The sequence below is a fragment of the Oceanobacillus rekensis genome (assembly GCF_002153375.1).
GTDB lineage: Bacteria > Bacillota > Bacilli > Bacillales > Amphibacillaceae > Oceanobacillus > Oceanobacillus rekensis.
Window position 1 is genome coordinate 42,081 of sequence record NZ_MTBQ01000005.1, and the last position, 19,701, is coordinate 61,781.

Below are 19,701 nucleotides of genomic sequence, written 5' to 3' on the forward strand. Positions count from 1 at the left end.
CTTTGTTCTTTGTACAGGAGAACGAGCAGCAGTCCATATTTCGACAATCCGTACGCACAAGAAGAAGCTGAGTTACAATTATTCAGCTTCTTCTTCAACTTCTAATTTAGTTGTTGTACGATGCTCCAATAATAATCAATAAGATAAACAAAACAACAATTAATGCAAATCCGCTTCCATTATTGTTAGACATATTTTTCACACTCCTTAAAATAAATTGAAGTAAGCTTACTCCGTATTACTATATTCTTGTTAAAAGAAAGTGATAGGGACAACCAAATTATGCTATTCGTGGAAATTCATAATAGTATCAATTTTATTCAGGACAATAGTTTATGCCTTTTTTATGCGAAATTATGATTCTAAGACGGTTTGTCTATACATCGAATTGACGGTAAACATAACTTATTTTAGATTGTCTTTTAACTGCAATCTATTAAAAAGTAAAGGAGAGGGAAAATGTCTAATCAACAAGCGGATAGGAATGCATCTTCAAACCAATTATACGAGAGTATAGAACAGCAGGTACGATTATTGAATGACATTTTATTAGAAAAGAGGAGAAGGAAAATGTCTAATCAACAAACGGATGGGGATAAATCACCCGAACAGTTATACGATAAAATAGAACAGCAAGAACAATTATTGAATGAAATTTTATTAGAAATTAGGAAAGATCAACCATCGTCTAGACCACCATCAAAATCACCTTTTAGTTTTTTAGAAAATATTGATTTGGATGTGGAGAAACTTTCAAAAATTGCTATTTTTATTTCAAGTCTATATATGGATAGTAATGAAGAAGAAGATGAAGTTCAATCGAGTAGGGACGGTGATTAATCTCTCGAACTTCCATACTTTTGTTTGATAAACGGTGATTCATTTTAAATCTGACCCAGTTGTATATAACGGACATCATATGCAATCCTCAGTAATATAATCTTCGCTTTTTTTGCAGTTTGGTATACTTGCTCGTTTATATGAATTCAGATACAAAAAGGCAGAAGCTGAATTGCAATCCAGCTTCTGCCTTTTTTCAAATTCTATCTTAGTACCATGATGCTCCAATAATAATCAATAGGATAAACAATACAACGATCAATGCAAATCCACCGCCATAATTGTTTGAGTTGTTAGACATACTTTTCACACTCCTCAAAATAAATTGAAGTAAGCTTACTCAGTATTAATATATTCATGCAAAACGAAAATGATAGGGACAACCACATCAAGCTTTTTGTGGAAATTTATAATATTGATTAATTGGTGATCGGGGCGAGGAAAAGGATTTTAAACATGACAGAGTTGTGCGGTATTTAGTGAAAGTCGCTCCATAACCTACAATAGTTGCGCGACATCACCTAAAAGTTGTGCACTAACTATTCTAAGTAGTGCAATCTCTGCTAATTGACATATATATAGAAGGTTAGGTAGTCAATTGCTTAAGCAACATTGGGTAACGGGACCCATTGGCAAATACCTCTCGTTCTTTCGGGATAAACAGGGAAAATAGTCAAGGGTATTCAGACATCGGTTATTGTGGTAGCTCTCTTTCATCAAAAAAAGGTATTGAGACCAGTTTTTTCAATATCGAATGGATTAATTGATATTTCCCAATTTCTTGAGGTGAAATGTGATTCTTTAATGTACAGCACTAACTAATTTTAATTATTTATTTTAATTTATTTATTTTCTTGACCGATTAAATAAAGTTTCTTATTCACACCTTTTTTAGGGATTCTCTTTAAAAAAAGCCGAAACAAAGACAAGTGCACAGGCAAAATGTCCTGGTATTAATATTCATATAGTATCCCTTATAAAAGGAGCTTTAGATAATGAATAGTATTAATAAAAAAATTCGCGCTTATCATCCTAATAAAAAAGGCCATACTTATTGTCCTCATTGTTGTAAAATTTCTTGTTGTTGTGGCTATTCTAGAGGACTAAAATGTCCAAAAAGACCGGCCTGCCTAGCAGGACCACCAGGACCGGCCGGCCCAGCGGGAGCGCAAGGAGAAGCGGGAGTACCAGGCCCAGCAGGAACACCAGGAGCAATCGGTCCATCAGGCCCGGCCGGCCCAGCGGGAGCTCAAGGAGAAGCAGGAGAACCCGGCCCAGCAGGCCCAACAGGGGCATCAGGAGCAGTCGGTCCATCAGGCCCGGCCGGCCCAGCGGGAGCACAAGGAGAAGCAGGAGAACCAGGTCCAACAGGAGCAACAGGAGCAATCGGTCCAGCCGGCCCAACGGGAGCGCAAGGAGAAGCGGGAGAACCAGGCCCAGCTGGCCCAACAGGCCCAGCTGGAGCAACCGGTCCAGCCGGCACAGCGGGAGCGCAAGGAGAAGCAGGAGAACCAGGTCCAACAGGAGCAACAGGAGCAATCGGTCCAGCCGGCCCAGCGGGAGTACAAGGAGAAGCAGGAGAATCAGGCCCAGCAGGACCACAAGGAGAGCCAGGCCCAGCAGGACCGCAAGGAATACAAGGGCCAGCAGGAGGAGTATTGGCATTTGCAGACTTCTTCGCGTTAATGCCACCTGATAATGCAGATACCGTAGCACCAGGTACAGATGTAGATTTCCCTCAAGATGGACCAAATAGTGGAACAGGAATTGCCCGTACAGGTCCTTCATCATTCAACTTAACTGATATCGGTTTTTATCAGGTGTTGTTTCAAGTGAGTGTCACTGAAGCAGGACAGCTTATTTTAACACTTAACGGTGCAGACCTAGCTTATACAGTGGTTGGAAGAGCAACCGGTACTTCACAGATAGTAGAAATGGCAATCATTGAAACAACAAGCGTCAATTCAATTCTTACTGTACGAAACCCTGCTGGTAACTCTACAGCACTTACGATCACTCCTTTAGCTGGGGGAACAAGACCTGTTTCAGCGCATCTTGTGATTACCAGACTTCAATAAACAGAATAGATTAGTAGAATCAGGACTGTCGTGATGATAAATCTCGATTCTAAATAGGTAATTGAAGTACTAAAGTAACTGTAAACAAATTAAAAATAGACCACCAAATTAATTTACAAATTTTGGTGGTCCATTTTAATGCCTTTTATAATTTGTATCATAGGTATCGGAACATGTTACTTTATTGCTGTTTTAGCTTGCACTCCCAGCCGAAACAGCAGATGAACAAGAAGAAACAAAACACATCCCGAAATACAAAAAAGGAAGCACGGGGACGATTCTCGCGCTTCTTTTTTGTGCAAATATGGAAGCAAAAGAACCGTCCACATGCTTCTTCTAATGCTAATTTTTAAATAATCGGGATGCCGTGGCGTTGGTATGCTGCGGCTTCGAGGTTTGACATTCCTTGGATTTCAGCAAAGGATGCAAGGTTGTCCGAGATTTTAGGTTCATAATTTTTCGGTGGTGCTGCATGTCCCATTCTACGCTGGTTTCCGGAATTTCTGCGGGCGAATGGTCCCCAAATCGCAAGTGTTAAGCCTGGTGATTGAATATTTACGAAAAAGGTCTTTCCATCAGGAGAAAAGGTCGGTCCAGCAAGCTCTGAGTTATTGAGCATATTTTCAGCGAAGACATATGAATCTCCTTCCGGTGTGATTCCTATAATCCGGTCTGTGCCATTGCCATCTTCAGCAATCCATAGATCTCCCCATGGTGTAATGGTAATGTTGTCCGGTGATTCCAAATCATTTGATTTCGTTGATTCATAGAAAAGCTCCAATGTATTTGTTGCGGGAATATAACGATAAACTGTACCTAGATTTTCACTGCCGCCAGACGTATCCGAGAACCAGAACACACCGCCAACAAAATGGCATCCTTCTAATCTGGAGAACTGGATACAACCTTGTTGTCTGGCTTCGAAAGTAGGTTTTTCAGGGTTCACATCTTTCCAAACGATTCCAAACTTTTGCCCGGAGTAAAAACTACTCGCCTCATCCGAACTCAATTCCTCAAAGGCAGCAGCCTGTAATTTGCCACCTTTTTGTAAGGAACCAATCTTTTGACTGCGGTCTACTGGAATGTAGCGATAAAAATAACTTGGTCCAGCGTCTTCAGTCAAATAGACAATTCCAGTCGCAGGATCAACATCCACAGCCTCGTGCGAGAAAGCACCCATATCACGAATTGGCGTTTTTGACAGATTACTTTCCGGATCAAGCGGATCTACTTCGAAAACATAGCCATGTCCTTCGTTAAGCGTCTCTTCACATGTAAGCCAAGTTCCCCACGGAGTAGCGCCACCTGCGCAATTCCGTATGGTACCTGCAGAAGTTACGTATTCATCTTGTACTTTGCGGTTAGCACCAACAACAATCGCTGTCGTGCCACCAGTATTTTCTTTATCATATGGATTTTTACCAATAACAGGATTATTTGTACTACTAGTCAATTCATGATTGCGTACGAGAATAGTAGAGTTATTACGTCCATTAAATGCTGCCATCCCATCAAACATCGATGGAATCGGACGCCCATCAGAAAGCTTGCCACCTTCTTCCGAGATAATCCGGTATTGAAATCCTTTTGGAAGCTTGAAAACCCCTCCAATATCATTTACTAAAGGGCCATATCCACCGAATACACCTTTTGCACTTGCTTGCGTTGAAGCTGCTAATGCACGATTCCCTCCAGTAAGAGAAAGAATGCCTGTTGCTCCTAATGCAATGCTTGCCGTGCCCATTCCGCCTACCTTCAGAAACTTGCGCCTGTCCATTTTAGATTTTTCACTCATGTAATTCCCACCCTTTAGATAATTTTGTATTTCCTATTGAAAAGTCTAATGAATTGCAAATCAACTCTACTAATAGGGTAACAATACTTTATTAACTTGATATGTACTTACAGTAAAGGTAGTGTAAATTCTGGGATTATTTGTCTTTTTATTAAATGAGGAAGCAAGAGAACCGTCCCCATGCTTCTTCTATAAAATCCGTACGTTTTATTTTTATAATTGTGTAATATATGTTATTGACGATGATTGTTGGTCGTGTTACGATTACTCAGTCATAAGGTTATTATAGAGTCGAATAAGGAGATGTAACGATGACGTTTAAGGAACAATATGAGGAAATTAAAGCTATTGCTGATAAAATATATGCAAATCCCGAATTGGGATATAAGGAAGTTCATACGAAAGAAACGATTATAGATTTTTTAAAAAACGTAAATCCGGACGTTAAGATAAATGAATTTAGTACAACGGGTTTTCGGACAACACTTGGGAATGAAGAGAAGGATGTACACATCGCGTTTATTGCTGAACTCGATGCAGTCTATGCACCGACACATAGGTATGCCGATAAAAGTAATGGGGCGGCACATAATTGCGGGCATTATACGCAAGTGGCAATTGCGCTTGCATTATATAATTATCTATTAAAATCGGAAGCTTACAAACAGTTTGATTACAACATCACCTTTGTCTTTGTGCCGGCAGAGGAATATTTGGATTTGCCATACCGTGAAGCGTTAATGAAGCAAAATAAAATTACACATTATGGTGGCAAACCCGAGGCAATGAAGCTTGGGGTGTTTGATGATATTGATGTTGGCATATGTGTTCATGCCATGGGTGGGGAGTTCGAGAAACGAAGCATTGAAATAAATTGTGATTTGGCTGGATTTTTATATAAAAAATACAATTTTATAGGAGAAGCAACACATGCTGGCTTTGATCCATTCTCCTCAAAAAATGCCTATAATATGTCATCCTTATTTAATGTTGCAGTGGGATTAAGCAGGCAGCAGTTGAAAGATTCGGAACAAGTGAGAATTAATCCAATCGTTATGGAATCGGATATGTCGACCAATGTCATTCCAAATCATATTAAGGTAGGAACAGACTTACGAACCAAATCGATCGATTATTTAAAAGAAGTTGCCGGAAAATTGGATGATGCTGCAAAAGGCAGTGCTATGTCTTTACAGGGAGAAGTAGAAGTGGAAACGCAAATGGGTTATATGCCATTTATACAAGATCGTTATTTATCGGAATTTGTGAAGGAAGCTTATAATGAAAGTGAAGAGATAGAAGATATTATAGAGAATAACTTTATTAGTGCTGCGGGAGATATTGGTGATCTTAGCTATATGATTCCATGTATTCAAATTGGCTATAGCGGGTTTACTGGTACGATTCATGGGGATGACTTTATCGATGTTGATCCGGAATACATCTATGAAACGTTCCCGAGATTTTTGGCCCAGGTTTTCGAAAAAATAAACGGAAACATCGACAAGTCTAAATTATATCGAAAAACGTATGAAGATTACGTCTCAATAATAGAAGCTATTATTAAATAATTATGCCACCCAAGGAAAGAGGAGACTCCATGAAGAAAAATTTCATCTATTTAATTGTTTTTGCTCTACTCGTTATTACGGTTGCTGAATTTATCGGTTTTCAAAGTATTCCTATAGGGTCATTTTCAATCGGATTACTGCCATTGGTTTTTGCAATTGCCATTACAATGATTCTTGGTTTGAGTATTTTTAGAAAAGGATTTTGGAAAAAAGTATATAGCAAAGAAAACGTTGATTTTGCTAGTAAATATTTAATCTTCATCATGCTTCCATTAATGGCCAGATATGGTGCCGACGTTGCTCCTCAAATTGGCGAAATCATTCAGGTAGGCTGGGTATTTATCATCCAGGAGCTAGGGAATTTGGGAACCGTTCTGATTGGTCTTCCACTAGCTATTATGCTTGGATTAAGGCGTGAAGCAATTGGTGCAACCCTCGGAATTGGCCGTGAAGGGGAACTCGCATATATCTCAGAGAAATATACATTGGAGTCTAAAGAAGGGCGTGGCGTTCTTTCCATCTATATAATTGGTACATTGTTTGGGGCAATCTTTTTCAGTATTTTCTCTCCGATCCTACTACAGTTAGGATTTCAGGTGGAGGCATTAGCAATGGCCACCGGGGTTGGTTCGGGGAGTATGATGAGTGCGGCATCGGCTAGTTTGGTTGCGCAAGTCCCTGACATGGAAAGTACGATTCTTGCCTATGCCTCTGCAAGTCAGCTATTAACTAGTTTCCTAGGTACATTTACAATGGTATTTCTAGCGGCTCCGCTACAACAATTGATATACAAATTTTTAGTGAGAGGTGACAACTAATGACTAATGGAATGAATAAATATGTTAAATATGGTCTAATTCTCTTGCTCAGTGTTGGTCTCATTTTGTTTACACAGGAAATTAAGTCGTTAAAGGATCCTAATTCCATGCCGGTTACTGGAACGACAGTGCTTGGACTTGGTGTTTTATGGCTGTTCTCCATGATAGGAATTGGTATTTCAGATGTCATGCAAAAATCATCAGTGAAATTTATTCGTGACTTTCCCATATTAGGATGGGTATCGATTACATCACTGGTACTTTGTTTAATTTCGGATTTCTTTGTTCAAGCAATCCAGGCTGTAGACTTTTTATCCATTACAACACCAATCCTTACATTTGCAGGAATCTCAGTAGCAAACCGCCTTGTGGATCTAAGAAAAACATCCTGGAAAATCGCCCTAGTCGCGATCTTCGTCTTCACCGGAACCTACGCAGGCAGCGCTCTACTTGCCCAACTTGGACTATATCTAGCAGGGAATTAGGAAGCGCGGGGACGGTTCTCTTGCTTCCATTTTACGCATTTGGAAGCAAAAGAACCGTCCCCGTGCTTTCACAATACTTTATTAACTAAATATGTACTTACAGTAAAGAGAGTGTAAGTTCTGGGATTATATGGATTTTAATTAATGGAACATATTAAAATTGGAAAGTAAGGATAGAAATGATGAGAATTATACATAGTTGGTCCAAACAGGGGGATGTTCAGAAGGTTTAATCGGTATACCAGGATTGAAACTGATTGCAGTTACCGCGTTAATTAAAAAGGCTTCTAGAGATTGGAAGAGCATCAGGAGATACCTTACGTGAACTAAAAAATATATACGCCGAAACAGCATTTTTTCCTTTTGCCACTGGTCTTTAAATGTATCCTTCTTAAATGCTTCAGAAATCATTTGTCTTGAATTTCGGATAAACCTTCTTTTAGCATTAATACTGTAATGTAGTTGTTATTGATGTCATAAGTCCTCAGAATACAAATGGATGGAAACCTGCAATAATAAAAAATAAATAGGGGGTTATATACCGGTGTTACAATTGTTTCCATAACCCCTGCATGTCAATCGCGTTAAAACTAGGCCCTGTTCAATACCTCTTGAAACGCATACTCCTCGTCATTCATATACCCTTTGAAAATGATATCCTTAATACTTGAATGATTGAATACATACGTATATTTCTGATCGATGTAGCCCTCCGGATAAGGCACACCAACATAGTCATACACTGCATCCGCTCCATCTTTCATTATTATCTGTTTTCTCCCGTAAATCATCAGTTTTTTGTCGCCGTTTTTCAATAAGACAATCGTTCCGTTCGGTAAAAGTGTTTCTGCCATTGTTTAACCACAATTCCTTTCTCATTTAATTTTCCTCTTATTTTATTATAGTTTGGCCTCAGAAGAATTATGTTTACAAAGAAATATTTACTTGATTGCTATTTCTTTTTGCTGGGATTCCTTTCTATCATATGCGCTGCTCAAGCCATTGTGATAAAAGAATCACCAAGACATAGAGTGGGGTTTATTTATGGATGTGGGAATGGGATTTGGTCCTTACATCATTGGTTATATATTTTGGTGCAAAATAACCATGACAAGCTAAAAGGCATACGTCATTTCGTATGCCATTTAGCATGTCATTTAACCGATATTACCTCAAAACGGATTCCTTTAAACGGTTCTCCTGCTTCCTGTACCGGTTTGGGGGAATGGTTTTAAACATAACAGAGTGGTGCGATATTTAGTGAAAGTCGTGCGATAACCTAGAGGAGTTGCGCAATAACACTTCTAAGTCGTGCGATAACCTAGAGAAGTTGCGCAACAACACTTCTAAGTCGTGCAATAACCTACAAAAGTTGTGCAGTAACTATTCAAAGTCACGCAGTCCCCACCAATAGTCGCGCAATCCTCCACTTTTAAATCGTATCACTCCCTGAGTTTTATCAATTCATGTCGAATATGTAAGCAAAAGAACCGTCCCTATTGTTGCTGAAATACTCTATTCGCAATACCCATTGCTTGTACAGCTTTGGGGAATCCGGTGTAGCCGGCGCAGTGGATGATGATTTCTTTGATTTCGTCTTCTGTTAGTCCTACTTTTAATGATGCTTGGAAGTGGACTTCGAGTTGTTCGAATGCACCTTGTGTGATGAGTGCTGTCAGTGTGATGACTTCTCTTTGGGAATGAGATAGTGCCTTTCTTGAATAAAGGTCACCGAAGCCGAAAGAGACGATCATTTCCCAGAAGTCTGGTGATATTTCCTTCATGCCTGACATGACTTCGCGGACTTCTTCCGAGAAAAGTTCTTTCATGGCTTCTATGCCGACATCATATCGTTTATTATTTTCCATTTTATTGCCTCCCCATTGTTGGTGGTATTTCGTATTGGTCGACTAAAACTTCTACAAGAACAGGTTTGTTTGTTTCTTCAATCGTATGTAATGCTTGTTTGATATTTTCTGCTAAATCAGCTGGCCCGTGGCTCGTGTACGATTGTAATCCCATTGCTTTGGCAAATAATGCTGCGTCCATTGGTGTATCATACACGCCCCCGATGGATGAGCCGGTCATTTTATGCATGCCTTTTTCGACCATATCAAGTCTTCCATTATTCAATACAATGAAAAGGACGGGAGAATCATAGTTGTAGGCGGTTGAAATCTCTGTGCCGTGCATAAACATACAGCCATCTCCGACTAAGCAAACAATGGTTTTCTCAGGCGCTGCTAGTTTAGCCCCGATGGAATAGCCAATGCCATGACCCATTGCACCGAAAATATCATCAAAAAAGAATGTTCCCGGATGATAAATATCAAAATGTTTTATACCATAAAATGTGTGACTTCCATCGTCCCCAAAAACAATCGCGTCTTCAGGAAGGGAGTTTCTCATGACTTGTAATGTTGTGACAGCAGACATACGCTTATCTGGATCATTTTCCACCGGATGAACGGGCTCCCTAGGGATGAAAAACTCATCACTGCTTGCAGGCTTGGGTAAATCTTTTAAAATAACACTCAGATTAGATCGAATATCTCCAAGTACAGGAGTAGTCGGTACCTTGATAGATTTCCCGATAAATGTCGGGTCATAATCAAAATGAATGATATGACTTGGGTACATATCTTCTGTAACACCTGGGATGGACATATCGCTTAGTCTTGTTCCGATGACGATTAAAACATCTACACCTTGCTGGAAGTAGTTCTTAGCTTCATCTGTTCCGCCCAGTCCAAATGCACCTAATGATAATTTGTGATTGGTTCGGAATGTTCCTTTACCGCCTGGTGTTGTGATAACGGGTATTCTCCAATGTTCTGCGAATTGCTGGACCTCCGCGTAGGCTCTGCTCGAATGCACACCTTTCCCTAAAAATAGAAGGGGACGCTCAGCAGAATTTAATTGATCAATAACATCCCTGGTAGCCGGGGAAACCATCTCATGCGCTATTGGTAAGTCAATTTTGAAGGGCTCAATTTCTTCTATTAAAATATCAAATGGTATCGATAAATGTACGGGTCCTTTGACACCGGAAACTGCTTTTTCCAAGGCATGCTGAAGATAGGGTTGCAACATCTCAGCACGTTCAATCCGGGCACTGAATTTAGTTACCGCTTTAAACATGTCAACGAGATCTGTACCGAATATGCTGGAATCTTGCCCCATTGCTTTACCAGTATCTCCCGCGGATGGGTGACCGGTAATAAGTAATAGCGGTACATTTGATGCCTTCGCTTGTCCAGCGGCTGTCAGCAAGTTCGTTCCACCTGGCCCGGAAGTTCCGACGGCGACTGCTATTTTCTGATTCATTAATGCATATCCAGCTGCCTCAAATCCAGCTCCAGACTCATGTTTACTTAATACAAATGTCAGGTCATTTTTCTCCAGTTGAAATAAGATTGGTGAAATAGCCTTTCCTGGTATGCCAAAAACGTGATTGATTCCCCAATGTTTAAAATTTGCAGCTAAAATAGATGCAGATGTTTTCATTATTGTTTTTCCTCTCTCGTTGTTTCTTTATTTTAAATATAGATTTGTTCAATTTCCCGAGCTGGAATTGGTTTACTAAAGAAATAACCCTGTGCAATATTGCAATGGTAAGTCTTTAGAAAATCCACCTGTGCTTGTGTTTCTACACCTTCAGCAATGACATTCAAATTAAGATTATGTGCCAATGTAATAATCGCCTTCACAATGATGGCATCGTTATTATCTTCCACTATTTCACTAACAAATGATCGATCAATTTTAATATAATCAATTGGGAAATCCTTCAGATATTTTAACGAGCTATAGCCTGTACCGAAATCGTCGATACTTATACAAATGCCAAGGGCTTTTAATTGTTTTAAGACTTTGACGGAATACTCATATTCCATCGCCATATATTCTGTTATTTCTACGACTAAATATTGCGGATCGAGTCCTGTTTGATAGAGTACTTTCTCCATATATTGCACCAAGTTCCGGGTCAAGAATTGTTGAGTCGATAAATTGACGGCGATTTTTACGGGCTTCATGCCAGCATCCTGCCATTTTTTATTTTGGATGCATGCTTCATTAATGACCCACTCGCCAATTTTCGTGATCAGACTGCTTTCTTCCGCCAATTTGATAAATTTATCAGGATAAAGCAAACCGAGCTTCGGATGCTGCCAGCGGATCAATGCTTCGAGTCCAACTAATTTTCCCGTACAGTTATCAATCTGTGGCTGATAATGCAATATAAACTGATCCTTTTCCAATGCTTTTTTTAAATCCCATTCCAGTTGAAGCTCATCAATCATGTTAACGAGCAGTTCATTAGAATAAACGACGTAACGATTTTTACCAAGTGATTTCGCCTGATACATCGCATTATCTGCAAAAATCATGAGTTGTTCCGATGTAATTACGTATTCTGGATAAATCGCAATACCGATGCTTGCTGTCGTATGCAGTTCGTTTGTTCCTACTTGGAAAGAGGTTTGGAACTGATCCAGTATTCCTTTAGCCCTTGTTCTTAAGGCGCGCTCATCTTCAAAATCTTTTAGCAACAATACAAATTCGTCGCCGCCCATCCTGCCAAGTACATCGTTTTCCCCGAGACTCATGGCTAGGCGCTTACTCACTTCCACGAGAAATTTATCTCCATTGGAATGGCCAAAGTTATCATTGATTATCTTAAAACGATCTAAATCCAAAAATAGCATTGCCCAATTTCGTGTAATACCCTGTCTTGCGTCTTCAATTAACGTATCAATTTCACTTTTAATATATCTTCTGTTCGGTAAAGAAGTCAGGTCATCATGGTAGGCCAGGTAGTTATATTTCTCCTGCAATAAATAACTGTCAGAAATATCCCTGAATTGGCCAAATGCTCCAATTATACGATTGCCTTCATAAATTGGCTGTGCATCAAATAAACAAACAACATCATCACCGTTTTTATTCTTGAAATGCAGCACTTCATTATTAAACTTCTCTTCCTGCTCGATCACCTTTTCAAAATAATCTCCAGTTAACGAAGACTCACGAATATCTCTTCCAACTACAGAATCCTTGCAATTACCTGAAATTTGCTGGGCAAAATCATTGAATTCTGTCGTTATCCCTTTTTCATTTGTGATGACAATGCCATTACTCGTTCTGCTCAGCATAATTTGATTCATGATGTTGAGCTGCCTGTTTTGCTTTCTCAATAATAATTCTCTCTCAATCGAATCAACCGACTGAGATAACATCGTTAAAAACAGCGGGTTCTGAAACTGAATCGGCATCATGAGGGACACGCTGCCAAGTAAATTATCTTCATCGGTATATTGGAATGTAGCGCCATAACAGGCTACATCATAGAGGAATTTATGGTAATGATTTTCACCTATGATACTTATCGGATGTTTCTGTTGTAATGTTAAACTGACAACATTTGTTCCCGTATCATCCAGTGTAAACAGACTACCTAATATAATCCCGAATTGATCGGTGGTAGACTTTATCGTTTCGTCACCATCTATATTCAAAAGGTACCCATCAGCATCAGAAATAACGACTAATATCGGTGTTCCTTCCAATGAATGTAGTAACTTGTTTGAGAAAAAACTTACAACAGACAGAATCTCACGATAGGATTTCCGCCTTTCCACCAATTCATCATCCGTTAAAAACGTCTTCGGACGGGACATCACATCCGGATCCATCCCAAGCCTTGCGCATCTCTCCTTCGACTCCCTTATATAAAACGGCTCCTCAACACTCATACCTAGCACCACCTTAAGAGGAAGCACGCGAACAGTTCTCCTGCTTCCATTTTTACATTTATGGAAGCATAAGAACTGTCCCCATGCTTCCATCTATTTAACTTACTACCAAATTATAACATTTAAACAATCTATTATAAGATGAAATAAATTCGATTGTCAATCCACTGAAGGAGCTTGGCGACGGTTCTCCTGCTTCCTCAAGGGCTTATTTATTAACTTTTTGTGAAAGAATTTATTTTATAGGGAAGGACTATAGTTACCTATAAGTGGTGCGTTTAGGATACGTTTGTTAAACTACTGGAAGATGGAAGCATGGGGACGGATCTCCTGCTTCCTTGTATCGGAGCGGGGAAGATGATTTATACATAGCAGTGTTGTGCGAAATTTAGCGAAACTCGCACGGTAACGTAGAGAAGTTGCGCAATAGGACCTGAAAGTCGTGCGGTAACGTGGTGAAGTTGTGCTATAGGAGCTAAAAGTCGCGCACTAACTATTCAAAGTCTATATTATCAAAAGAGGAACCGCGAGGACCGCGCTTCCGATAAAGGAGCTGAAATGGATGAGGGATGATGATTTATGGTATCGGCTTGATAATGCTGGGAAGTTATATTCTTCTCTCATTTCATCCCGGGCAACGACTTTGTTTAGGGTGTCTGTGACGCTTGATAAGCCGATTGAACGTGGTCTTTTGCAGGCTGCTTTGGAAGCGACGTTGGAGCGGTTTCCTTTTTATAAGGTGCAGTTAAAGCAAGGTTTCTTTTGGTATTATTTTGAGGGGACAGATCAAACCCCGCTGGTGGAGGAGGAAATGTATTATCCATGCATGAGTTTATCCATTAAAAGGCGCGGGTCATTTCCGTATCGGGTGTTATATTTTAAAAACCGGATTGCCCTGGAAGTTTCCCACAGTATTACGGATGGTACGGGTGCGCTTAAATTTCTGGAAGAGCTTGTCGTGCAGTACCTTCATTTGAAGGAGTCTGTCCCGATTCACAGCGAGAAGGTAAGTGAAGAACAGCTGCAAAAGGAGACGGAGAATGCATTTCGTAGGTATTATGAAAAAAGTATTCCTGCCCCGAAGTCTCGCGTTGGGAAATCATTTAAATTGCCCATCCAACTTGATAAAAAAGGGCATTATCATATCGTAACGGGTATTTTAAATGTGGATACATTAAAGAAAAAAGCAAAGGAATATAATGTGTCGATTACGATATTCCTGACTGCTATTTATATTGAGAGTCTGATAAAAATACAGGAGCAAACGGTGAGGCGTAAGCAGCCGATTGTTATCAATGTACCCGTTAATATGCGGTCGTATTTTGAGAGTGAAACGATGCGGAATTTCTTTGTCAGTATCACGCCTTCCATCGATGCAAGGCTTGGTGAATACGAATTTGAAGAAATTATAGCGGAATTAAAAATTGAGTTCAGCCGATTACTGGCACCTAAAAAGTTAAAGCAGTATATTAAGCGAAGTGTCATCAGTGAAAAATCGCTAGCCCTACGATTAATGCCATCACCGATCAAGGATATTGTGGCACCGTCAATCTATTCCTTCTTTGGTGAAGGCCAATATACGAGCGGGTTATCCAACTTAGGGATTATTCGCATGCCAAGTGAAGTGGAGAAGTACATCAAAAGAGTGGAATGTTACCCACCGCCAAGTATCGGGAATAAAGTAAAGGCATTGATGTTAACCTATAATGATTATGTTTACATATCTTTTGGAAATTTAACGAAAGATCGAATGCTGGAACGTGAATTTTTCCGGAGAATTCGTACGCTTGGAATTCCCGTGACAATTGAAACAAATGATGAGGAGTAAAATACAATGGCCTATTGTCCAAAGTGTGGCATTGAAGTGGAAGGAGATAACAGGCCTTGCCCACTATGCAATTTTCACATCCCTAAAGTAAATGAATCCGAAGAAGCAGTCGAAAAAAAATTCCCGAAAGCGGCCAACCCATACCCTGTCCATTTGAGAAGGGTGCTGAACCGGATTTTCGTTTTTGTAAGCCTATTGGTATTCGTCTCGGTGAGTCTTATGTTCTATATCGACTATGAATTAAATGAAGCATCTACATGGTCAAGGTATAGCAATATAAGCGTTATGGCCGGATGGGGTGTTTTATACTTTTCATTCGGTTATGTTCAAAGCTATTATAAAGTAATTATCGGTATCGGCTTAATCGCGTTAGCACTATTATTTGGACTGGACATGTTCAGTGGCAGTCTTGACTGGTTTGTCCCATTAGCATTTCCAATTGTTGTCGGGACTACTGCAATTGCTGTCAGCTACTGGAGTTTAATCCGAGCCTTATCGGTAAGAGGATTTAATGTCGTCGGCTTTTTCTTCATCGCCGTTGTCATTCTCTCCATGTGGATAAACTTCTTCATTAATAGTTATCAAGCTGAAACAGATCTAATAAATTGGATCATCGACACGGCCCTGCAACTCTTACCAGTAATTCTAATTATGATCTATGTTAAATATCTTATGCCTGAGCGGATTAAGCAAAAAATTTCTAGAAAGTTTCACTTATGAGAGGAAGCAGGGACTCCTGCTTCCTTTTGTTGTGGATGAGTAGGCGGAGTCCTCGACTTCGGCAAGGGACCGCGCGAGTTCCGGTCCTTATTGCACCACTTCGGCAAGGGACCGCGCGAGTTCCGGTCCTTATTGCACCACTTCGGGAAGGGGCCGCGCGAGTTCCGGTCCTTATTGCACCACTTCGGGAAGGGACCGCGCAACTTCCGGTCTTAATTGCACCACTTCGGCAAGGGACCGCGCGACTTCCAATCTTTATTGCACCACTTCGGCGTGGGACCGCGCAACTTCTGGTCATTATTGCACCACTTCGGCAAGGGACCGCGCGAGTTCCGGTCATTATCGCACCACTTCGGCAAGGGGCCGCGCAACTTCCGGTCATTATTGCACCACTTCGGTTAGGACTGGGGCGTATATTTGGGAGGATTTATAAGATACTAAGATTGATTCTAAAAAGATTAGAAGCTAATTGTTAATCAAATAATATGAATAAAGGATGATGACTTGCTATGAATAACCGTCGAGGTATGATGAGTTCATTACTTACTATTGGTGCAGCAAGTGCTGCTATTTACGGGATTACAAAAGGGGTCCAAAACGGAACATTCCAGCGATTGCCAGAAACCATTTCCAATACCCTCAATAGCCCGCAAGTTCAACAATTAACGCAACCACTACAGAATCTGGTAAATAACCAAAATACGCAGCAATTAAACAACGCAGTGCAACAGGGAACGGATAATCTACAACAACAAATGGGAATCAATCAAAATAATCAATAATGATTGTTGTAATCAAGATGGTTTTCGTTTAGAAAGCCATCTTGATTAACCTATAAAATAACGAAACATATCTCTCAAGATAAATGTACATTGTTCCCCCCTCCTCTACTTTTTAGTAGAGGAGGGGGGACTTTTAATTTTTATAATTAGAGATGTTTTGTTTACGTCTGAAGGTTAAAAAACGTTATAATCGCTCTCTCTTAATGATTTACTCTAAATGGCCTTAGCCCCATATTCTACAGGGCTAAGGCCATTTAGTCGTTCATTGTTATAAACCCATATAATCCATCCACATCCTTACAAACCTCTTCAAAGTACCATATCTATTAGGTACTATTTCTCGCATTTAAGTGTTTCTCAAAAAAACTCTATTGGTCCATTATCAAAACATCTACCGAGTTAAGAAGGTGTAATGTTTTGGCTGCAGAACCTCTACCAATTGGGAGAGGAATAAGTTCATGCGATTTCCATTTAAGACCTTGCCCAACCATTGGCATCAAGGGGTTTTGCCTGTTTTCACAATACTCAACAAACATACAAACTTTAAGGTTTTTTCTGCATTTACTATAAGTAAGAACATGCATAGATACATGATCTACGTGCTCTGTAAATTAATAGCAGGAGGGTAGCGTGTGAAAACAATAGTTTTTTTAGGAGCAAATAAATCAGGTTCCAGCCGAGAGGCCATTAAGGCTGCAGAACGCATGGGTTATTTAACTGTACTCCTAACAAATCGAAGTAAATTCTTGCTGCAAAGAACGGAGTTTCCTGATGTTCACGAAATGATGTTTAGTGAATTCACTAAAGAAGATTTGATTCAATGTATTATTGAACTAGAGAATCAAGGGAAAGAAATTGCCGGTATTCTAAGTTTTATTGAATCTTATGTGTGTCTAGCATGTGAATTATCGGATGAGTGGGGCATTTCTTCATTTTCAACAGAAGCTATGCGGAAAATGGAAAACAAAATCGAAACACATCAAGTGCTTAAAGGAATCACTTCAGCCAAATTTGAAGTTTTTCACCCATTCGATTCACTATCTATGTTCTTAAATCGTCATAAAAAAGGAAAATGGATTGTTAAACCTCCGAATTCTACTGGTTCAAAAGATATCATTCTAGCTGACAATCAAAACAAGTTAAGACAGGCAATTCAACATTTATCTAATAAGCGTCACGGTCAACCTATATTAGTTGAGGAATATTTGGATGGTCCACAATATTTAGTGGAGGTATTAATCGACGCTGGCACTGTCCATATTGTCGCAGTCATAAAGCAATCATTCTCTGAGTTTAATCCTTTTGTTGTCACAGGATATTCTATTCAAACAGATCTCGAAGAAGTCTTTTATAACCGTTTATATGAGAATGTCACTTCCATTATTCAAGCCTTTAATTTTACAAAGGGGGCATGTCATCTAGAATTAAGGTTTGTTCGTGGAGAGTGGAAACTCATCGAAATCAATCCACGGATTTCCGGAGGAGCCATGAATGCCATGATCGAGAAAGCTTATGGCATCAACTTAGTTGAGCAAACGATACGGCTTTATTTAGGACAAACACCTAACTTGTCTAGTCAATGGAAAACAAATATTTACACGCATTATGTAACCGTCAGTAAGTCAGGGAAATTATTAAAGGTAACAGGGCGTAATAGAGCTGCAAGGTGTCTAGGGGTAGAGCAAGTTTATGTGAAACCAAGAAAAGGTATGATAATAAGCCCACCTGTCTCCATGGGAAAACGCTATGCCTATGTAATAGCAAAAGGTCATACGTCTGAACAAGCAAAGATAAACGCTCAAATCGCAGCGAAAGAACTGCATTTTCACTTAGAGGAGGAAGAATATGACAACAATTGGCATGCTTTCTCACCGTAATGATCCAAAAACTGTGTTTAAGTCGTATGCATATGCAGCAGCTGCAAAGATGGAGGGGGTTGATTTTTTCTTCTTTTCTCCTGGGAGAGTTAATCTCAAAGAACAAATTATCCTTGGATGGGTTTATGAAATGGGAGAATGGATAGAAAAAATGGTCCCTTTTCCAGATGTCATCTACAATTCTAGTCCACCAATAACCGAAAATCAGGAAGTAATCGTTGATGCGTTGCGTCAAAATATACCTTTTACGAGTAACCCCATTGGTGACAAAATGAGTGTCTACAATCGAATAAAAAAGGATGGAACCTTTTCAAACTATTTGATTCCTTCCGTAGACATTACGCAATTCGATGTAGTAAACGACCTATTAAATAGATATCAAGAGATCATTGTTAAACCTGCATCTGGTGCAAAAGGAATAGATATTGTTTATATCCAACAAGAAGATGATCAGTACACTATTTTTCAAAATCAGGTAAAACAAGTTCTAACCAAAATAGAACTCCAGCAGTTCATCGAAAATATTATAAGGAATGATGACTTCCTATGTCAGCCCTTTATACAAAGTAAAACGAATAATGGATTATCCTACGATTTTAGGTTGCATACTCAAAAAGATGGAGAAGGAAAGTGGACATTGACAACTATTTATCCAAGAATTGCTGGGGAAGGTGTTGTTGCGAACTTAAGCGGTGGTGGCTATGCAGCCATGTTCGAAAGTTTTTTAAAACATGAGTTTGAAGAGAAATATTATGATGTCAAAAGAACGTTGGAGCATTTTGCCGTCCATTTTTCTACTCATTTTGACGGTTTGTATAATGAACCACTTGATGAATTGGGGATTGATATTGGCTTAGATGCTAACCGGAAAATTTGGATATTCGAAGTCAATTGGCGACCAGGACCTCCTGCACTATTTAGTCTAGAACAAGATGTTACCAAGCGTATGATTCGCTATGCATGCTATTTACACCTGCAAAAAGCGCGATTAATGCAGAGTTTAAGGAAATATAACTGATATCCAAAACATGCAAATGATATATTCATCTGTAAAATGAGGAATCTACTTTAATATCGAGGGATCTTAACGTTAAGTGTACGTATCGTATAGCAACGAGGGGAGCGATCAATTACGAATAGCATCGCTGCCC

19 protein-coding genes are annotated in these 19,701 nt (G+C 39.6%); 11 read left to right on the top strand and 8 right to left on the bottom strand.

Annotated features, from left to right (window positions below):
* Positions 1–106: 106 nt before the first annotated feature.
* A complete protein-coding gene (locus BV906_RS20140; RefSeq protein ID WP_087974124.1) occupies positions 107–193 on the bottom strand; it encodes a YjcZ family sporulation protein in 87 nt (28 codons plus the stop codon).
* A gap of 266 nt (positions 194–459) precedes the next feature.
* Here BV906_RS20140 and BV906_RS13285 point away from each other — a divergent pair, with 266 nt between their 5' ends.
* A complete protein-coding gene (locus tag BV906_RS13285; protein ID WP_087974125.1) occupies positions 460–840 on the top strand; it encodes a hypothetical protein in 381 nt (126 codons plus the stop codon).
* 208 nt (positions 841–1,048) lie between these two features.
* Here BV906_RS13285 and BV906_RS13290 read toward each other — a convergent pair whose 3' ends face one another.
* Entirely contained in the window at positions 1,049–1,141 is a 93-nt protein-coding gene (locus BV906_RS13290; RefSeq protein ID WP_087974126.1) for a YjcZ family sporulation protein, read from the bottom strand.
* Positions 1,142–1,835: 694 nt separating this feature from the next.
* Here BV906_RS13290 and BV906_RS20045 point away from each other — a divergent pair.
* Positions 1,836–2,918, top strand: a complete 1,083-nt coding sequence (locus tag BV906_RS20045) for a collagen-like domain-containing protein (protein ID WP_087974127.1) — start codon at positions 1,836–1,838, stop codon at positions 2,916–2,918.
* Positions 2,919–3,267: 349 nt separating this feature from the next.
* Here BV906_RS20045 and BV906_RS13300 read toward each other — a convergent pair whose 3' ends face one another.
* On the bottom strand, positions 3,268–4,713 hold the full coding sequence (locus BV906_RS13300) for an alkaline phosphatase PhoX (protein WP_087974128.1): 1,446 nt from the start codon (positions 4,711–4,713) through the stop codon (positions 3,268–3,270).
* 311 nt (positions 4,714–5,024) lie between these two features.
* On the opposite strand from BV906_RS13300, the gene BV906_RS13305 reads away from it, so the two are divergent.
* The 4 genes from BV906_RS13305 to BV906_RS20050 all read left to right on the top strand — a co-directional run bounded on the left by BV906_RS13305 (position 5,025) and on the right by BV906_RS20050 (position 7,912).
* Complete coding sequence (locus BV906_RS13305) at positions 5,025–6,284, top strand: M20/M25/M40 family metallo-hydrolase (protein ID WP_087974129.1); 1,260 nt, start codon at positions 5,025–5,027, stop codon at positions 6,282–6,284.
* A gap of 29 nt (positions 6,285–6,313) precedes the next feature.
* Positions 6,314–7,102, top strand: coding sequence for a DUF3100 domain-containing protein (locus tag BV906_RS13310; RefSeq protein WP_087974130.1), 789 nt, complete (start codon positions 6,314–6,316; stop codon positions 7,100–7,102).
* Positions 7,102–7,587: a hypothetical protein gene (locus tag BV906_RS13315; RefSeq protein WP_087974131.1), complete on the top strand. Its 486-nt coding sequence runs from the start codon at positions 7,102–7,104 to the stop codon at positions 7,585–7,587. The genes BV906_RS13310 and BV906_RS13315 overlap by 1 nt, the downstream gene beginning before the upstream one ends.
* Before the next feature lie 199 nt (positions 7,588–7,786).
* Positions 7,787–7,912 carry a hypothetical protein gene (locus BV906_RS20050; protein WP_281254143.1) on the top strand — a complete coding sequence of 42 codons (126 nt, stop codon included), beginning with the start codon at positions 7,787–7,789 and terminating at the stop codon, positions 7,910–7,912.
* Positions 7,913–8,177: 265 nt separating this feature from the next.
* Here the strand turns inward: BV906_RS20050 and BV906_RS13325 are convergent, their stop codons facing one another.
* The 4 genes from BV906_RS13325 to BV906_RS13340 form a co-directional block, all read right to left on the bottom strand.
* Positions 8,178–8,441, bottom strand: coding sequence for a DUF4176 domain-containing protein (locus BV906_RS13325; protein WP_087974133.1), 264 nt, complete (start codon positions 8,439–8,441; stop codon positions 8,178–8,180).
* Between the two features lie 642 nt (positions 8,442–9,083).
* Positions 9,084–9,455 (bottom strand): carboxymuconolactone decarboxylase family protein, encoded by a 372-nt coding sequence (locus BV906_RS13330; protein WP_087974134.1) that lies wholly within the window; start codon positions 9,453–9,455, stop codon positions 9,084–9,086.
* Position 9,456: 1 nt separating this feature from the next.
* The gene (locus BV906_RS13335; protein ID WP_087974135.1) at positions 9,457–11,094 is read right to left on the bottom strand and encodes a thiamine pyrophosphate-binding protein; all 1,638 of its coding nucleotides are present in this window, start codon (positions 11,092–11,094) and stop codon (positions 9,457–9,459) included.
* Between the two features lie 32 nt (positions 11,095–11,126).
* Positions 11,127–13,343 carry an EAL domain-containing protein gene (locus BV906_RS13340; protein ID WP_087974136.1) on the bottom strand — a complete coding sequence of 739 codons (2,217 nt, stop codon included), beginning with the start codon at positions 13,341–13,343 and terminating at the stop codon, positions 11,127–11,129.
* A gap of 562 nt (positions 13,344–13,905) precedes the next feature.
* Between BV906_RS13340 and BV906_RS13345 the strand changes: the two genes are divergently transcribed.
* From BV906_RS13345 to BV906_RS13360, 3 genes are all read left to right on the top strand, one after another.
* Positions 13,906–15,171 carry an alcohol acetyltransferase gene (locus BV906_RS13345; RefSeq protein ID WP_087974137.1) on the top strand — a complete coding sequence of 422 codons (1,266 nt, stop codon included), beginning with the start codon at positions 13,906–13,908 and terminating at the stop codon, positions 15,169–15,171.
* 6 nt (positions 15,172–15,177) lie between these two features.
* Positions 15,178–15,891, top strand: coding sequence for a DUF6320 domain-containing protein (locus tag BV906_RS13350; RefSeq protein ID WP_087974138.1), 714 nt, complete (start codon positions 15,178–15,180; stop codon positions 15,889–15,891).
* Positions 15,892–16,400: 509 nt separating this feature from the next.
* Positions 16,401–16,673: a hypothetical protein gene (locus tag BV906_RS13360; RefSeq protein WP_087974140.1), complete on the top strand. Its 273-nt coding sequence runs from the start codon at positions 16,401–16,403 to the stop codon at positions 16,671–16,673.
* Between the two features lie 213 nt (positions 16,674–16,886).
* Here BV906_RS13360 and BV906_RS20310 read toward each other — a convergent pair whose 3' ends face one another.
* On the bottom strand, positions 16,887–16,958 hold the full coding sequence (locus BV906_RS20310) for an IS3 family transposase (protein ID WP_140322006.1): 72 nt from the start codon (positions 16,956–16,958) through the stop codon (positions 16,887–16,889).
* A gap of 347 nt (positions 16,959–17,305) precedes the next feature.
* On the opposite strand from BV906_RS20310, the gene BV906_RS13365 reads away from it, so the two are divergent.
* Both BV906_RS13365 and BV906_RS13370 read left to right on the top strand, forming a co-directional pair.
* Positions 17,306–18,550 carry an ATP-grasp domain-containing protein gene (locus BV906_RS13365; protein ID WP_087974141.1) on the top strand — a complete coding sequence of 415 codons (1,245 nt, stop codon included), beginning with the start codon at positions 17,306–17,308 and terminating at the stop codon, positions 18,548–18,550.
* Positions 18,519–19,568: a YheC/YheD family endospore coat-associated protein gene (locus tag BV906_RS13370; RefSeq protein WP_087974142.1), complete on the top strand. Its 1,050-nt coding sequence runs from the start codon at positions 18,519–18,521 to the stop codon at positions 19,566–19,568. The genes BV906_RS13365 and BV906_RS13370 overlap by 32 nt, the downstream gene beginning before the upstream one ends.
* The last annotated feature ends 133 nt before the right edge of the window (positions 19,569–19,701 follow it).

Excerpts from the sequence above, each read along its gene's own strand:
- BV906_RS13305 (WP_087974129.1), top strand. The coding sequence starts at position 5,025 with ATGACGTTTAAGGAACAATATGAGGAAATTAAAGCTATTGCTGATAAA.
- BV906_RS13310 (WP_087974130.1), top strand. The coding sequence starts at position 6,314 with ATGAAGAAAAATTTCATCTATTTAATTGTTTTTGCTCTACTCGTTATT.
- BV906_RS20140 (WP_087974124.1), bottom strand. The coding sequence starts at position 193 with ATGTCTAACAATAATGGAAGCGGATTTGCATTAATTGTTGTTTTGTTT.
- BV906_RS20045 (WP_087974127.1), top strand. The coding sequence starts at position 1,836 with ATGAATAGTATTAATAAAAAAATTCGCGCTTATCATCCTAATAAAAAA.
- BV906_RS13335 (WP_087974135.1), bottom strand. The coding sequence starts at position 11,094 with ATGAAAACATCTGCATCTATTTTAGCTGCAAATTTTAAACATTGGGGA.
- BV906_RS13325 (WP_087974133.1), bottom strand. The coding sequence starts at position 8,441 with ATGGCAGAAACACTTTTACCGAACGGAACGATTGTCTTATTGAAAAAC.
- BV906_RS13340 (WP_087974136.1), bottom strand. The coding sequence starts at position 13,343 with ATGAGTGTTGAGGAGCCGTTTTATATAAGGGAGTCGAAGGAGAGATGC.
- BV906_RS13330 (WP_087974134.1), bottom strand. The coding sequence starts at position 9,455 with ATGGAAAATAATAAACGATATGATGTCGGCATAGAAGCCATGAAAGAA.
- BV906_RS13370 (WP_087974142.1), top strand. The coding sequence starts at position 18,519 with ATGACAACAATTGGCATGCTTTCTCACCGTAATGATCCAAAAACTGTG.
- BV906_RS13285 (WP_087974125.1), top strand. The coding sequence starts at position 460 with ATGTCTAATCAACAAGCGGATAGGAATGCATCTTCAAACCAATTATAC.
- BV906_RS13360 (WP_087974140.1), top strand. The coding sequence starts at position 16,401 with ATGAATAACCGTCGAGGTATGATGAGTTCATTACTTACTATTGGTGCA.
- BV906_RS13345 (WP_087974137.1), top strand. The coding sequence starts at position 13,906 with ATGAGGGATGATGATTTATGGTATCGGCTTGATAATGCTGGGAAGTTA.
- BV906_RS13315 (WP_087974131.1), top strand. The coding sequence starts at position 7,102 with ATGACTAATGGAATGAATAAATATGTTAAATATGGTCTAATTCTCTTG.
- BV906_RS13350 (WP_087974138.1), top strand. The coding sequence starts at position 15,178 with ATGGCCTATTGTCCAAAGTGTGGCATTGAAGTGGAAGGAGATAACAGG.
- BV906_RS13290 (WP_087974126.1), bottom strand. The coding sequence starts at position 1,141 with ATGTCTAACAACTCAAACAATTATGGCGGTGGATTTGCATTGATCGTT.
- BV906_RS13300 (WP_087974128.1), bottom strand. The coding sequence starts at position 4,713 with ATGAGTGAAAAATCTAAAATGGACAGGCGCAAGTTTCTGAAGGTAGGC.